The 16,087-nt window shown below is 49.7% G+C and carries 11 protein-coding genes and 1 pseudogene; 5 read left to right on the forward strand and 7 right to left on the reverse strand.

Annotation, left to right across the window (positions count from 1 at the left end; all coding sequences use genetic code 11):
- Positions 1 to 51 precede the first annotated feature (51 nt).
- Positions 52 to 462, forward strand: coding sequence for a DUF485 domain-containing protein (locus tag ACTL32_RS13740; protein ID WP_441342023.1), 411 nt, complete (start codon positions 52 to 54; stop codon positions 460 to 462).
- Positions 459 to 1,994 (forward strand): solute symporter family protein, encoded by a 1,536-nt coding sequence (locus ACTL32_RS13745; RefSeq protein ID WP_441342024.1) that lies wholly within the window; start codon positions 459 to 461, stop codon positions 1,992 to 1,994. Before ACTL32_RS13740 ends, ACTL32_RS13745 begins: the two co-directional genes overlap by 4 nt.
- Positions 1,995 to 2,049: 55 nt before the next feature.
- On the opposite strand, the gene ACTL32_RS13750 is transcribed toward ACTL32_RS13745, so the two are convergent.
- The 5 genes and pseudogenes from ACTL32_RS13750 to ACTL32_RS13770 all read right to left on the reverse strand — a co-directional run bounded on the left by ACTL32_RS13750 (position 2,050) and on the right by ACTL32_RS13770 (position 9,073).
- Positions 2,050 to 3,771, reverse strand: coding sequence for a helix-turn-helix domain-containing protein (locus ACTL32_RS13750; RefSeq protein WP_441342025.1), 1,722 nt, complete (start codon positions 3,769 to 3,771; stop codon positions 2,050 to 2,052).
- 447 nt (positions 3,772 to 4,218) lie between these two features.
- Complete coding sequence (locus ACTL32_RS13755; RefSeq protein ID WP_441342026.1) at positions 4,219 to 5,436, reverse strand: M20 metallopeptidase family protein; 1,218 nt, start codon at positions 5,434 to 5,436, stop codon at positions 4,219 to 4,221.
- Positions 5,399 to 6,607, reverse strand: a complete 1,209-nt coding sequence (locus ACTL32_RS13760) for an amidohydrolase family protein (protein WP_441342027.1) — start codon at positions 6,605 to 6,607, stop codon at positions 5,399 to 5,401. The genes ACTL32_RS13755 and ACTL32_RS13760 overlap by 38 nt, the downstream gene beginning before the upstream one ends.
- A gap of 18 nt (positions 6,608 to 6,625) precedes the next feature.
- A complete protein-coding gene (locus tag ACTL32_RS13765) occupies positions 6,626 to 8,173 on the reverse strand; it encodes an AbgT family transporter (protein WP_441342028.1) in 1,548 nt (515 codons plus the stop codon).
- Between the two features lie 285 nt (positions 8,174 to 8,458).
- Positions 8,459 to 9,073: pseudogene (locus ACTL32_RS13770) on the reverse strand (chloramphenicol phosphotransferase CPT family protein).
- 169 nt (positions 9,074 to 9,242) lie between these two features.
- Here ACTL32_RS13770 and coaW point away from each other — a divergent pair.
- Positions 9,243 to 10,046 carry a type II pantothenate kinase gene (coaW, locus tag ACTL32_RS13775; protein WP_441342029.1) on the forward strand — a complete coding sequence of 268 codons (804 nt, stop codon included), beginning with the start codon at positions 9,243 to 9,245 and terminating at the stop codon, positions 10,044 to 10,046.
- Between the two features lie 36 nt (positions 10,047 to 10,082).
- Here the strand turns inward: coaW and ACTL32_RS13780 are convergent, their stop codons facing one another.
- Complete coding sequence (locus ACTL32_RS13780) at positions 10,083 to 10,643, reverse strand: nitroreductase family protein (protein WP_441342030.1); 561 nt, start codon at positions 10,641 to 10,643, stop codon at positions 10,083 to 10,085.
- A 155-nt stretch (positions 10,644 to 10,798) separates the two neighbouring features.
- Here ACTL32_RS13780 and ACTL32_RS13785 point away from each other — a divergent pair, with 155 nt between their 5' ends.
- Entirely contained in the window at positions 10,799 to 12,202 is a 1,404-nt protein-coding gene (locus tag ACTL32_RS13785) for a protoporphyrinogen oxidase (RefSeq protein WP_441342031.1), read from the forward strand.
- A gap of 628 nt (positions 12,203 to 12,830) precedes the next feature.
- On the opposite strand, the gene ACTL32_RS13790 is transcribed toward ACTL32_RS13785, so the two are convergent.
- A complete protein-coding gene (locus ACTL32_RS13790) occupies positions 12,831 to 14,297 on the reverse strand; it encodes a catalase (protein WP_441342032.1) in 1,467 nt (488 codons plus the stop codon).
- 281 nt (positions 14,298 to 14,578) lie between these two features.
- Here ACTL32_RS13790 and ACTL32_RS13795 point away from each other — a divergent pair, with 281 nt between their 5' ends.
- Complete coding sequence (locus ACTL32_RS13795) at positions 14,579 to 16,087, forward strand: class I adenylate-forming enzyme family protein (protein WP_441342033.1); 1,509 nt, start codon at positions 14,579 to 14,581, stop codon at positions 16,085 to 16,087.

A 16,087-nucleotide genomic window follows, 5' to 3' on the forward strand; every position in this document is an offset into this window, starting at 1 on the left:
GCTTTAATTGTTCTTAGATTCTGAAAATATCGAAAACAAGGGGTGGGGAGAATGGCTAAAACGGCAGCGGAAACGAATGCGGCAACGGTTCAAAGACAACAGGAAAGACAGGCGGTGCAAGCCGAACGCCAACGCGAAGGAGAGGGGCATGTCCCGGATTTCCAGGCAATTGAAGCGTCTGCAGGGTTCCGGGAGTTGATGAAGAAGAAGAAAGCATTTCTGATTCCGACGACGGCTTTATTTTTAGGTTTGTACTTATTATTCAATATCATCATTTCTTATACCGACTTGCTGGATGCCCGATTTATCGGCGATATCTCGTGGGTATGGGTATTTGCATTCGGCCTTTTTGCAATGACGTGGATTCTTGTAACCGTCTACATGAAGCGGGCGGCGAAATTCGATGAAATGGCCAATGATACGTTAAAAGAATTCCATTACGGTGAGGAGGAAAGCCGATGAATGCTACGGTAATCAGTATATTTTTAGTAATTGTGGCAATGACGCTTGTCATCACCTATTACGCGGCAAAGCGCACAAATAGTGCAAGCGACTTCTATACAGCGGGCGGCGGGCTGTCCGGCTGGCAAAACGGTCTGGCGATTGCCGGAGATTACCTATCCGCTGCCTCGTTCCTGGGGATTGCAGGTTCCATCGCGCTTTTCGGGTTTGACGGATTTTTATTCTCCATCGGCTATCTGGTTGCCTATTTAGTGGTGCTTTTCGTGGTGGCAGAGCCGCTTCGGAATTTGGGCAAATACACGCTGGCGGATATGATCAATGCTCGATTCAATGCCAAGAAAGTGCGCGGAGCGGCAGCGCTCAGCTCCATCACGATCGTCATCTTCTATATGATTGCGCAATTGGTTGGGGCGGGCGCGCTGATCCAGCTGCTGTTCGGCATCGATTACCTTTGGGCTGTCCTGCTCGTCGGAATCATGATGACAGTTTATGTCTTGTTCGGCGGAATGACGGCCACAAGCTGGGTGCAGATCATCAAAGCTGTGCTCTTGATGGTCGGAACAGTGATTTTGTCTTTCTTGGTGCTGCAGCGTTTCGGCTTCAGCATTCTGGAGATGTTCTCTCAAGTGAAATCTGCTACGCCGCACGGGGAAGCGTTCCTGAATCCGGGCGTCAAATACAAGATTCCATTGGATACGATTTCCTTGATGCTCGCTTTGGTTCTTGGTACGGCAGGCTTGCCACACATTCTGATGCGCTTCTTTACCGTTCGGGATGCTAAGACAGCGAGAAGTTCCGTTATGTGGGCGACATGGATTGTCGGGATTTTCTACGTCATGACCATTTTCCTCGGTTTCGGGGCAGCAGCATTTGTCGGCTCAGAAACCATCATCAGCACAAACGCAGCCGGGAATATGGCAGCGCCGCTGCTCGCACAAGCGCTGGGTGGAGATATTTTAATGTCGTTCATCTCGGCTGTGGCATTCGCAACAATCCTGGCCGTCGTGGCAGGGCTCGTTTTGACCGGTGCATCCGCATTTGCCCATGATATTTACGGACAAATCATCAAAAAAGGCCAGGCAACAGAGCGGCAGCAAATGCTCGCAGCCCGTTATGCTTCTGTCGGGGTATCGATATTCTCCATTATCCTCGCCATTTTTGCCCAGAGCCTAAACGTGGCGTTTTTGGTATCACTGGCTTTCTGTATCGCAGCCAGTGCCAACCTGCCGGTTATCGTCTATACGATTTTCTGGAAGAAATTCAACACGACCGGAGCGGTTTCCGCCATCATCACCGGCCTTGTTTCGGCACTTGTTCTGGTGTCCATCAGTCCGAGCGTCATGAATCCGGAAGCAGGAGCGGCCATCATTACCGGAACTCCGCTATTCCCGCTGACCAATCCGGCGATCGTGTCAATTCCGCTCGGGTTCCTGGGTGGAGTAGTAGGGACGCTTCTTTCGAAAGAAGCCAACGAGAAGAAGTTCTCGGAAGTCAATGTCCGCGCAAATACGGGTGGATTCAGACAGCTATAAGGTTGAAATGAGAAAAGCCGCTTTCCTGAAATTCAGGAAAGCGGCTTTTTTTCGCTTAGAGCGAAGAGTTTCGCAAAAGTTTGCAGGCAAGCTGGATATTCAGCAAGTCATCCGGATTGTGCAAGTCGACTTCGAGCAATTCAGCAGCCCGTTTCAGCCGATAATGCAATGTATTCAGATGAATATGCAGCTCTTTGGCCGCTTGGCCTGGAAACGAGATGGATTGGGTATAAGCGACCAGCGTTTTCAGCAATTCGGAATTTTTTTGGCGGTCATGTTCAATGACAGGGCCTAGTGTTGAATAAATGAAGGCCTCAATATCTTTTTCTTTATTCGGGACGAGCAGGCGTTCAAAGCCAAGCGATTGGTTATCGATCACTTGGTCTTTGACATTTGAAGAACGCATAAAGTGCAGGACTTTCATGGAATCTTCAATGGAACCCGGCAAGTCATCAATTTTGGAGACGCATTGGCCGACTCCAAGTTTAAAGAAGGCGTCCAGCTGCTGGTGTGTGATGGCAGCTTGCAATTCCTCCGCCATGCGCTTGATTTTCTCAAGTAAATACTGTTTGGGCTTCTTGTCCCTTACAGAAAGCAGAAAGATGAAGTACTGCTCTTTTGATACGATCAGGCTGCCGGGAAAACGCCGATTCACTTCAACTTGAAAGAGGTGTGCTAGTTCCCGTTTGGCCATCAGTTCTGCCAGTGCATTGTCGTTTGCCTCCATTATCGCTTCAGCCGCTACCGGCAAGAGCTGATGGCGTGTATCCAACCCGAGATCCTTTGCCCGTTTGATAAAATTCTCGGTCAGCATGCCATTCATCAAGTCATCCATCAGTTCTGATCGGAAACGATGCTCCATCTCCCGGAAGGCGGATTCCCGGTTGATTTCAAGCGTGAAGTACAGTACGCTCTGTTGGATAAAATAAAGATCGGTGTCAGAAAGCTGTTCGCCTGCTTCCGTAGCAACCAGCAGTTTGCCCAACAAAAAACGGCCGCTTTGTATCGGGAACTCATGCCGATGATTCTGCTCTATCAGTTTTCCTAATTGCAGATCTTCGCCGTATATCGTCAATAGCGACAGCGGCTTTTGAATCTGCTTGGCGAGTTGTTCGAGCATCTGCAAAAGGCCGACGCCCTCGCTCATCTTCAATAGCAGCTGCTGCTGGTATTGAATGATTTGCTCGAACTGCTCATTTTTCTTTTTTAAATCCTGATGAAGATGGGCTTTGGCAAGCGCAATGGCTGCCTGTCCGGCGATTGCCTGAAGCAGCCGCAGATCTTTTTCTGTAAACGTGCCTTCTTCTGCAAAGCCATTGAGCGTGATGACCCCAATGCAGTCGTCATTTTCAGTTACAAGAGGAACACACATTGCGCGGTAAGCATTGCTGCCACTGTGCTGGGACATTGAGGCGTTTAACAGCTCTTTGTTTTGGTGGCTCATGGACTCAGTTCCGACTTGAAGGCCGGAAGCGGATGTGATGAGCACCGGTTCCCGAGTGGAAAAGCATTTACCGGTGAAAGATTCGTGAGGGTCAAGGTAGATGTCTTTGACGGCGCTATTGAAATTGACAAATGATAAGCAGACGAGTTTCCCAATTTGTTCATTGTATAAGAATAAAACGCCGCCATCGGCGTTGGGAATAGCTTGGATCGATTCTTTCAAGGTGAGTTGGAAAAGCTCATCCAAATTCAATGTCGAGTTGACGGCTTCCGCCACCCGGATGAGCGCTTCCATTTGAGAGGGGGAAAAGGTTTTCTCAGGCATCGGGTTCATCGAAAAACCTCCACTTTTTTCACCTATTTTAGCATATAAGCTATAAATGCAGGAAGATTCAAAAAAACGGTTCCCGTGGAGGAACCGTTTTTTTGATTGTTGAGAAAGATTTATAATACTTGTCTCTTAACCGATATTCCGCAAAACCGCTGCGCTTGCCGCGGGCTCGCGGCTAAGCCTCCTCAGTCGCTCCGCTCCCTGCGGGGTCTCAGCCGTCTCGCTATCCCGCAGGCGTCTCCGCTGTTTTACTCCATATCTCAGATAGTGCTACTAAAACGGATAAAGTTATCAGCATTTGAAGAGCGAAACCAGCGCCGGCGCGGCCAGGGGCTAGGCGAAGCAATGAGACGAGTGGTCTTCTCGGCTTATTGCGTGAGCCATGCCCAAAGCGGCCGAAGCGGCATAACTACTTTCTTCTATTCGTTAATCAGCCTCCAAGAGGTTTTTTTATTCCGCCAGACTGTATTCAAAAAGAATGGCAGCAAATGATTTGGCTGTATTGAGCATGGCCGTTTCGTCGAAGTCGAACATGGCGTGATGGTGCGGGTATACTTTTTCGGCTTCGGCCAGCTGGGCGCCAGCGAAGATGAAGGTGCCGGGCACGTGCTGTGTATAATAGGAAAAATCTTCTCCAGGCATGACGGAAGGGGTTTCCACAGCCGCTTCGTTGCCAAGGACGCCTTGGATTGCGCGTTTCGCTATGTTGGTTTCCTCTGGATGGTTCCAGAGCGCATCATATCCTTTTTCAAGAACAGTGTCTGCTTCCGCGCCAAATGCTTTGGCCACTTGCGAAGCAATGCCAGCCAGTCTTTCACCAGCCAAGCTGCGGACTTCCGGTTCATAGGAACGGATGGTGCCGGTCATGACTGCGGATGTCGGGATGACGTTATTGGCCTTGCCGCTATTGATCGAACCAACAGACACCACCAGCTGTTTCAAAGGATCTGTATTTCGGCTGACAATCGACTGCAGGGCAGTGACGATATGGGAAGCGGTGACGATAGGGTCGACCGTTTCCTGGGGAATAGCGCCGTGTCCGCCTTTACCGTTGACAGTAATGGTGAACGTATCAACTGCCGCCTGAATATAACCTTCTTTGTAAAACATCGTTCCTGCCGGCATGGTGCTTTGGAGATGGCAGCCGTAAATTGCATCCACCCCTTCAAGGCAACCATCCGCAATCATGGCTTGAGCGCCGCCGGGATATTCTTCTTCGCCAAACTGGTGGATGAAAACGGCGTTGTGGTCGATATGTTCGGCATTTTCAACCAAGCTTTTAGCGAAAATCATGAGTGCTGCGGTATGTCCGTCGTGTCCGCAAGCATGCATGGCGCCGGGAACTGTTGACTTGTACGGAACGTCTTTTTGATCCTCAATTGGCAATGCGTCGAAATCTGCGCGGAAGGCAATCGTCTTTTGGGCCTTAGGGGCCTGGAATTTAGCGACTACCCCGCGGCCGCCGACACCGGTTCTGACTTCCAAGCCCAGTGCATGGTAATAGTCTGCAATGTATTTCGGCGTTTCCACTTCTTGGTGGGAGAGCTCCGGATGTTGGTGCAGGTGACGGCGGATGCTGACCATTTCGGGATAAAGAGATTCCAGCGTGTTCGCCACCTGTTCAAGCCTCTTATTTTGTATAGATGGATTCTTTGTGCTGATTGCCATGGATAAATTCTCCTCCTTTGTAAACAGCTTCAACTGCTCGGAAAGCAGAAAGATTTTCTTCCGGGTCCGCCGACAAGACAATGAAATCTGCCGTTTTCCCTTTTTCCAGTGAGCCTGTTTCGGCTTGGACATTCAAAACGGCAGCTGCATCATAGGTAGCGGAAGCGATGATGTCACGGATGCTCATGCCGCCCTCATGCATCAATTCAAGCTCCTTGGCAAAATCGCCGTGCAAGTTGAAAGGAGTCCCAGCATCAGTACCGGCTGCAATCTTCACGCCCGCTTCCACCGCTTTTCGGAAACTTTCTTTATGGGCTTCATAGCAGTAAATGGCTTTTTTGACTGCATGCGGCGGAATAGCGCCGGAATCAGCATTTTTCACAATGTAATATGGCGCAGCAAGGGTAGGGACCAGCACAGTTCCGTACTTGATCATCAATTCAATCGTTTCATCATCCAGGAAGATGCCGTGTTCGATTGTCGTAATGCCTGCACGTACTGCATTTTGAATACCAATCGTGCCTTGTGCATGCGAAGCGGTTGTTTTTCCGGCGTGGAGCGCTTCTTCAACAGCTGCACGCATTTCTTTTTCGGAAAGCTGAGGCGATCCCGGATCGACACCCGGCGTCATGACGCCGCCAGTAGCCATCAGCTTCAGGACATCAGCCCCTTGTTTCAATGTTTGGCGTGCGGCTTTGCGGACTTCCTCTTCGCCATCCGCTTCAGAAGCGAGAGGGTATCCGTGGCCGCCGGTCATCACGATGGGTTGGCCGGAACCGTAAACGGTCGGCCCAATCAATAGTCCCGAGTTGACTGCATCACGGTAGGCCAGATCAATATGCCATTTCGATCCCAGATTTCGGACGCTGGTGACACCAGATTTGAGTTGCTTCTGCGCATTGGCTTGATGGCGGTACGCGGAAGTCGCTTGGCTGTCCGTGGCAATTTGAGCGAATGGATCAGCAATGCCATCCATCCCAAGGTGAATATGCATATCGAAGAAACCGGGCAATATGGTTTTTCCGTTTCCATCAATCACAACCTCCGCATTACGGTTTGCTGCTTCTTCACCGACAGCAACAATTTTGTTTTCTTCAATGACAATGGCAGACTGTATGAATTTCTCGCCTCTGCCGGTATAAATCGTGGCATTCTCTAATTTTAAAGACAATGTAATTCCTCCTTTGAATTATGGCAAATAGATGTTTCCTCCGGGACCAAGCGGCAATCCGAGCAAGAACCAGATTGTGAACAGGAGCAGCCAGAAAATCGCGAATGCGATCGAATATGGCAATAGGGAAGCGAGCAGTGTTCCGATTCCGATGTTTTTGTCGTATTTTTTCGCGAACGTCAACAGGATGGCAAAATAGGCAAGCATCGGTGTAATCGGATTCGTAATGGAGTCGGCAATGCGATACGCCACTTGCGTCACTGCCGGGTCATAGCCGAGCAGCATGAACATTGGCACAAACACCGGGGCCAGCAAGGCCCATTTGGCAGAAGCACTTGCAATCAGCAAATTGATCAAAGCGGCAATGACGATGAATCCAAGAATCAATGGCAGCCCTTCAAAGCCGATGCCTTTTAGGAAGCCGGCCCCTTCAATCGCGATGATCGGGCCCAGGTTGCTCATGCCAAAGAAAGCGATCATTTGAGCGGCAACAAAGGCTAGGACGATATAGCCGCCCATACCGGCCATTGATTTGGTCAAATGCTCGGCAACATCTTTATCACTCTTCAGGACTTTCGCGCCAAACCCATAGGCAAGCGCAGGGAGCAGGAAGCCGAACAGCATAATCGGCACAATGCCGGTCATAAATGGCGATACAATGATTCCGCCGGTTTCCTGGTTGCGCAGGACACCATTTTCCGGAAGCACCAGAAGCAAGATGGCAACTGTGTACAATGCAAGGGCAATGCCCGCCCACAGCAATCCGCGCTTTTCTTCAGGAGTTGTTTTCTCCAGTTTTTCAACTTTGCCGGTATAAACGCCGAGGCGGGGCTCGGTGATCTTCGTTGTTACGAACATGGAAACCGGAATAATGACAAAAGTGGAGGCAATCATGAAATACCAGTTGATGGCGGGATTGGCGACATAATTCGGATCGATCAAATTCGCTCCCGCTTGGGTAAAGCCGGATAAAAGCGGATCGAGCATGCTTACGATCAAGTTCGCGCTGAATGCTCCGGTGACCGTGGCATAGCCTGCAATGAGCCCAGCAATGGGATTGCGTCCAAGCGCTGCAAAAATCATCGCTGCAATCGGAGGTAGCACAACCTGCGCCGCGTCAGCTGCCGTATTCCCCAAAACGGCAATCAGCAGGATGGTCGGCAGTATGACTTTTACTGGAGCATTTAAAATGGTTGTTTTCATAAACGTGGTCACAAGGCCGGTAGACTCAGCAAGGCCGACACCCAGCATAACCACTAAAACAAGTCCGAGCGGGGGGAAACCAGTGAAGTTGGGCACCAAGGTTTCGAAAATGGTCCGAATACCTTCACCGTTTAGCATGTTGACTACTTGGATTTCTTCTCCGGTTCCAGGGTGGGTTGATTTGACTCCTAATGATGCGAAAATCGCAGAGGCTACCAGAATGATGAGTGTAAAGACAGCAAAAAGGGTGACAGGATCCGGCAGCCTATTTCCATAGACTTCTACTTTATTTAGGACCTTTTGAAAAAAGCCAGGCTTTTCGCTTTTTTGCTGTGAAGCTATTGTTTCAGTAATTTTAGTCATAAATCAACCCTCCATAATTTGAATTATTAAAATATTATTATTTTTATGTCTTTCACTATATAGGAGAAGTTACAAAAAGATTGAAATTCTTTTGTGATTATCTACAAATAAAGTTTAGATTCTTACTAAATGGGTAAAAAGAAGAAGTTAAACCGCCTTAAAAGTTCAAGTTGCTTAAATAAATTACAACTAACTAATTTGAATAATAACTTCATTGCTTTAATAGCATCTTCCCGGCTGCTGGTCCGCTAATGGCAAGTTTGGCTGTGGCAGGAGTACATTGGATCAAATGGGGACCGGGGTAAAAAAGAATAAAACAAGCTGCAGATGAGGTCTAGTACCCTTTCTGCAGCTTGTTTTATTTTGGCTGATCGAGCGAGCCCAGCCGTTTGTTGTCTTGCGGTTCATAAGGGCGGCCGTTAGCAATTGGACGCATTCTCCAATTGTATTTTCAACGGTGTCGACTTCCATGTCGTAAATTTCTTGTTGTTGATGGACAAAACCGAGCTGCGCTGCCGCTTGGCCAATCCGCCGGTCTCCGCGTGCTTGCTCCCGTTGTGCAAGGACCTCCGCCGGACAATGCACTCCGACGAACAGCACCGGATAATCCCGAAGAACTGCCATGCAATCCTGCATCGTTGGGACGTCGTGCCAAATCTAGTCAACGATCAAATGAATTCCGCTGTCTGAGAACATGGCAATAGACCGATGGAAAAAATGCTCTGTCGGAACAGGGATCAAATGCCCTTGCACCCGGTCTTCCATTTGCTCGATCACCAAATCGAAATCATCAATGCTAAGAGGGAAAAATTCCGGGTACTCCTTGCCAAACTCCCGCGAAAACGTCGACTTTCCGGCACTTGAAACGCCGTTCAATAAAATAATTGTTCCTTTTGCCATTTGTGCATCCCCCAAGATTCGTCGTTTAATCCCATCTTAAAAGAGTCATCTTAAATAAGGTAGACGGAGAAGGGGCGATGCGGCAAAAAAATTCCTCCCCTTGAATTATTATGGTAGAATTTCTTCAGATGTGTAAAACTAGCAGCGTTTTAGAAAGTGCAGGTGCGACATGATAGTTGGAATTGATGCAGGAGGCACGCTCGTCAAAGTGGCTTTTTTGGACGGCAGCGGCATCCAGTTCGCTAAATACCCGATTTCGGAAATCGAACGGGTGGCTGAATGGATAAACGGGGTGGACGGCGCTGAAATTTGCGTGACCGGAGGCAAGTCTGAGGTGCTGCGGTCTTTCCTCCACAAAGAGGCGCGCGAGATGGTCGAATTTGAAGCCACGCATCTTGGCGTCCAGTTTCTGCTCGGGCAGATGGGGCGCAGCGATGATGCTTATTTGGTGACCAATGTAGGGACGGGAACTTCCATCCATTGCATCCAGGACAATACCCAGGAACGTCTGGGCGGCACCGGCATCGGCGGCGGAACATTGATCGGACTGAGCCATTTGCTGACAGGCCTGACAGATTTCGAGGAAATCGTCCGCTTGGCAGGCAACGGCTCGCGCGAACGGATCGACCTTAAAGTGAAGCATATATATGAAGGCAAAGAACCGCCGATATCAGGCGAGTTGACCGCAAGCAATTTCGGCCAGGACCTTTTTTCGATCTCGGGCGAACTGTCCAAAGAAGAACTGCTGGCTACAGTCATTGGCCTTGTCGGAGAGACCGTCAGCACCATCAGTGTACAAGCGGCCCGGCAATGCAGAAGTTCCACCATCATCTACATCGGTTCGTCGTTCATCGACAACAGCTTATTAAAAGAAGTGGTGGAGAGCTATACGATCCTGCGCGGTTCAACGCCGCTGTTCCTTGAAAACGGAGAGTTTTCAGGCGCGGTCGGAGCGATGATCAGTTTGCAGTAAAAAAAGAAGATGGCGCAGGTGCCATCTTCTTTTTCCTTATTCGCTGATAATCTGCAATTTTTCCCGGATATCCGTGCGTTCGCGTTTTTCAGGCACGTGCTGCGGATAGCCGATCATCATTGTGGCGACAACCTTTTCACCAGGCGCCACTCCGATGGCTTCCCGGAAGACCGGATTGTAGACCCAATCGTTTGAACGCCAGATCATGCCAATCCCGCGCTCCCAAGCAGCCAGCTGCAGGTTTTGCAAGAGCGACGAGATGGCGCCGTAATCTTCATCCCAGCGGCGCTGACGAGGATCTTCCGGCATGATGGCCACAAGGTGCAGCGGAATGTCCCGGAAATACTGGGCTTTATTCAATGCTTTCGCAGGGATGGAACCATCCCCCAACGTCATAGCGGCCAGGAAGGCTTGGACGAACTTTTCCTTTCCAGCACCCGTATATAACTGGAAGCGCCAAGGCTCATTGACCGTGTGGTTCGGGGCCCATTTGGCGACGTTCAGCAAATCGATGATTTCTTCCGGGGCAATCGGGTCCAGCTTGAATTTCTTGATCGTCCGGCGCTCCATGATGTTCTGGTCGATAGGGTTTAACATTATATTGCCTCCTTTGGTTCTTTACAGCTATTACTTTAATCAAACCAGTAGAGGCGCGGAAACGCAATGAAAGAGTAGCAAAACAGACAAAATATTTCCGGAAGCGGCTTGGAATTATTGCTAAAATGAAGACAATAGTAAGGAGTGGATGGCAGATGGCTAGAGTGGCAGTAATCGGCGGCGGCATCACAGGCCTTTCGGCGATGCATTATCTCGAAAAAGTGAACAAGAAACAAGGGGTCGGTTTGGAACTGATATTAATCGAGCGCGACAACACGCTTGGCGGCAAAATTCGGACCGTGAAACAAGGGGAATTCATCATGGAAGCAGGGGCAGATTCGATTGTGGCGCGCCACGCAAGCGTCATGCCGCTGATTGAGGATTTGGGCCTGCTGGACCGCGTCGTCTATAACGGCACCGGCATTTCCTACCTCTATGCGAACAACCAGCTCCATGCCATCCCGGCCGATACCGTATTCGGCATACCGATGGACAAAGAAGCATTGTTCAGCTCGACGCTCGTTTCGGATGCCGGCAAACAGGCCGCATTAAAAGACTTCGATACCCCGAACGAATCCTTCACGCGCGACAGTTCCATCGGTGAATTTCTCAAGGCGTTCCTTGGCGAAGAGCTGGTGGACAAACAGATTGCCCCAGTCCTCTCGGGTGTCTATTCCGGTAGCCTGGACGAATTGAAGCTCGCGTCGACGCTGCCTTACCTGGTGGACTATAAAAATAAATACGGCAGCATCATGAAGGGCTTTGAAGCGAACAAAGCGCATTTCCAAGGCGCCGCCAACAAGAAATTCCTGTCATTCGACGCTGGCATGGCCGTTTTGATCGACGGGCTCGAAGCCGCCTTGGAAGGTGCAACGGTTCTGAAAGGGGCCGAAACAGCGGCCATCGAAAAAGAAGAAGGGCATTACCGGATCAGATTAGCAAACGGGGAATCCCTGACAGCGGATTATGTCGTTTTGGCTGCACCGCATGAAGCGGCACAAAAGATGCTGGCCCAAAAAGAATTGGACGCGGCGTTCGATGAAATGATGAACTCGTCCTTGATCAGCGTATATCTTGGCTTTGATATTTCAGACGAAGAACTTCCGGCTGACGGCACCGGTTTTATCGTTTCTGAAGGCAGCGATGTCCTGTGCAATGCCTGCACGTGGACCAGCCGCAAATGGGAGCATACATCGGGCAACGGACGGCTGCTCGTCCGTCTGTTCTATAAAAGTTCCAATCCGGCATACGAAAAGCTGGACGGCTTGACGGAGGCGGAGTTGACGGCAGTGGCGTTGGAGGATGTCCGGAAAAGCCTCGGCATCCAGGCGCAGCCTGTAACCGTAGAAGTGACGGGCTGGAAAGGGCTGATGCCGAATTATCATATGGGGCATAAAGCGGCAGTCGATGCACTCGAAGAGAAAATGAAAGAGCTGCTGCCTGGCGTACTGCTCGCCGGCTCCTCTTTCTACGGCGTCGGCATCGGAGCATGCATTCAAAACGGCAAAGAGGTCGCAGAAAAAATCTGCCATGAAATCCTGGATAAAGAACAGAAATAAGAGAAGGGCATCTGCCCTTCTTTTTCAAAACCTTTTATAGATAGATTAATGAAAAGAATACAATAGTTACACCACTCCGGGCGCTTTGGGCAGAGCAAAGACGATTGCTCCTGCGCAAGCTCGTCGCAAAGGCGCTGCCGAAAGTGCCCGGCATCACCTTGGCTCCCGCAATGAGCCGAGAAGGGCACTCGTCTCATCGCAAAACCCTTCTGCTCCTGCATCGCTGCGCTAGCTTCGTCGCAAATAAAATGGCCCAAACTGCTTTTGGGCAATTTTATTGCCTAGCCCGTGGACGCGCCTACACTGGAGAACCTTTCAATCAGGAAAATATTCATGTTACGAAGCTTATTGAGTAAAATTCTCTAAGTTAAGGAGCAAAACAATGTTGCGTGCCCCGTGAAAAGCTGTTTTGCAAAATATTAGTTTATTAATTAAAGCAAAGACAATTTATAGCTTTTTCAACACGTGGAAAAGAGAAGGGCATCTGCCCTTCTCTTTTAATTTTCTCTTCTTTCTTGTTGTAATCGAACCAATATCAACACATCCTATAACTGCCCATTATCTCTACGAAAAAAAGCCGCCATTTCCCGGGAAATGACGGCTAATTGAGAATTAGCGTGCTAATTGATTATAACGTTTCAGTCAGGCTTGGAACGGTGAGGCCCAAACCGGTAGCGACGCGTGTGCCGAGGTCCGCATCCACTTTGTAAAGATGGTCGATCATGCGCAGTTGGATATGCCCGTGTGTCACCGCACTCAAGCCGCCAGTGAATGTTGCCACTAAGCGATCTTGCTCTTCCGGCGTTTGCAGACGGTAAAGGTCTCCCGGCTGTGTATAGTAATCTTCTTTGAAATATGGAACAGAATCCGTTACTCCGGACACTTCAATTGGAGCTGGTTTAGCAGCTGTTGTTTCAGCCGGTCCGCCGAAGCTGTTCGGCTCGTAGTAGACAGAACCGCCGCCGTTTGAACCGAAGTTCATTTGGCCGTCGCGCTGGTAGTTGTTCACCTGGTTTTTCGCTGCGTTGATCGGCAGCATCTGGTGGTTGGCGCCCACGCGGTAACGGTGTGCATCGTGGTATGCGAACAAACGGCCTTGAAGCATTTTATCCGGTGATACATCGATGCCCGGAACCAATGTGCCTGGAGAGAATGTCGCCTGTTCAACTTCAGCGAAATAGTTTTCAGGATTGCGGTTTAAGACCATGCGGCCTACTTCGATCAATGGGTAATCTTTGTGCGACCAAGTTTTGGTTACATCAAATGGATCGAAGCGGTATGTGTTCGCATCTTCCAAAGGCATGATTTGAACGTACATTTTCCAAGCCGGAAAGTCGCCTTCTTCAATCGCATTGAACAGGTCTTCCGTATGGAAGTCAGGGTTTTCGCCGGCAATTTTATCGGCTACGTCCTGAGTGATGTTTTTGATGCCTTGTTCCGTCAGCATATGATATTTCACCCAATGGGATACGCCTTCTGCATTTGTCCATTTGAATGTATGGCTGCCGAATCCGTGCATATGGCGCAATGTTGCAGGGATTCCGCGATCGCCCATCAAGTATGTAACTTGGTGCAATGATTCTGGCGACAATGACCAGAAGTCCCACACTGCGTTAGGGTTTTTTAGATGCGTTCTTGGATCGCGTTTTTGCGTATGGATGAAGTCCGGGAATTTGATGGCATCCTGGATGAAGAAGATCGGCGTATTGTTTCCGACTAGATCGTAGTTTCCTTCTTCTGTATAGAACTTCAAAGCAAATCCACGCGGGTCGCGGACAGTATCTGCAGAACCGTTTTCACCGGCTACAGTGGAAAATCGGGCAAACATATCCGTTTTCTTTCCGACTTCGGCCAAGAAAGCGGCTTTCGTGTATTGGGTCACATCATTCGTCACTTCAAAATAGCCGTGTGCGCCTGCACCTTTAGCATGGACGACGCGTTCAGGAACACGTTCGCGGTTGAAATGCGCCAGTTTTTCCAACAGGTGGACATCCTGCAATAGGACCGGTCCACGCTGTCCGGCAGTTTGCGAGTTTTGGTTGTCTCCGACCGGGGCACCCCAGCTGGTTGTTAGAGCTCTTTTGTCTGTACTCATGAATTCGAACACCTCATTCTCATTATTTATGAAACACTACATCTTTAATGATAACATTAATCAAATTAAAATCAATCCTTAATGATAATCATTATAAATAAAGGGTTAACTTCTATAGAATGACGGGAATTTCATCGTTTGCTGTGGACGCTGAGGGCGCAAAAAGATATTGCAAAATAAAATCGGAATCGCTAGTATTGAAATTAAGTAATAATTTTCAGAAAAATAAATCTTTTGATGAGATCAAGGTATGCGAGGCAACCAACAAGGGGGATGAAGGAATGTTCATTACAGAAAGCATTGCAGAATTTGCGGCGTCCCAGCCGGAAAAAGTGTTCATCAGCTATCAGGATAGAGACACGACGTATGGGGACTTCTACGAAAAGGCGAAGCGCATCGCGACATTTTTCCAGCAGAAAGGTTATCGGAAAGGTGACATTATTGCATTGTATGCCTTGAACTCCGATGTTTTCCTCATCAGCTATTTCGGCATCCAGCTGGGCGGCTTTACGGCGATGCCGATCAACACGAAGCTTGCAGCGCCTGAAGTGGAATATATTTTCTCTAACTCGCAAGCCAGAGCTCTGATCTACGATGTCCGGATCGAAGAGGTCATCCGGAACACATCCCATCACTTTGAAGATGTACTGACAATCGGCGGGGACGATACGCTCGGCCAAGTGATCGCCGACACCTCACTGCAATTCATGCCGGTCCCTTTGCAATCAGACGATACGGCAGTGGTCATGTATACTTCAGGCACTACCGGCAAGCCGAAAGGCGTCATGCTGACGAACGGCAATATCGGTTCGACGGCTGACATCTGGGCGGAAGCGATGGACATCAGCGGCGACGATCGCATGCTGGTCTCGACTCCCTTGTTCCATTGCGCGGCCAGCCATGTCTTCGTGGTGCCCGTCACCAATAAAGGCGGTTCCATTGTCATTGAAGAAGCCTTTTCACCCGATCAGACGCTTGGCATGCTGAAGTCGTCACGGCCGACGATGTTCTTCGGCGTCCCGGCGATGTACAGCATCCTGCTGAACCGTCCGGACATCAAAGACGCTGAATTATCTTCCTTGCGGCTGTTCTGCTATGGGGCAGCGCCGATGCCTTACGAGCTCGTTAAGCAATTGAAGGAGACTTTCCCGGACGTGAAGGTGCAGAATTGCTATGGCCAGACTGAAAATGCGCCGGCTGCCTCCTCGCTGAAAGACCATTTCGCCCTTGAGAAAATCGGTTCTGTAGGCGAAGTGCTGCCACAGACGGAAATCCGGGTGGTCGACGAATTCGGCGAGCCGCTTCCGGAGGGCCAAGTCGGCGAAATCGTTGTCAAAGGCCCTCAGGTGATGAAAGGCTATTTGCGGAACGAGGAAGCCACGCGCCAGGCAATCAGAAACGGTTGGCTTTACAGCGGCGACCTGGGGAAATTCGATGGCGACGGTTTATTGTATATTGTGGACCGGAAAAAGGACATGATCATCCGCGGCGGAGAGAATGTCTATCCGGTGGAAGTCGAAGAAGTGCTGTACCAGGTTCCGCAATTGCTGGAAGCGGCAGTGGTCGGCGTCCCGCATGAGGTATACGGGGAAGTCCCGAAAGCTTATGTGGTCTTGAAAGAAGGGCAGTCGGCCACGGAAGAGGAAATCCGCGATTATTGTGCGACGCAGCTCGCAAAATACAAAGTGCCGCTGGAAATCGATTTTATGGACGAATTGCCGCGGAATGCATCCGGCAAAGTACTGAAGCACACGTTACGCACAACAGCTCAGGAAGCAGGAGGGAAATGA

It is taken from the genome of Planococcus sp. FY231025 (assembly GCF_052078085.1).
Classification (GTDB): domain Bacteria; phylum Bacillota; class Bacilli; order Bacillales_A; family Planococcaceae; genus Planococcus.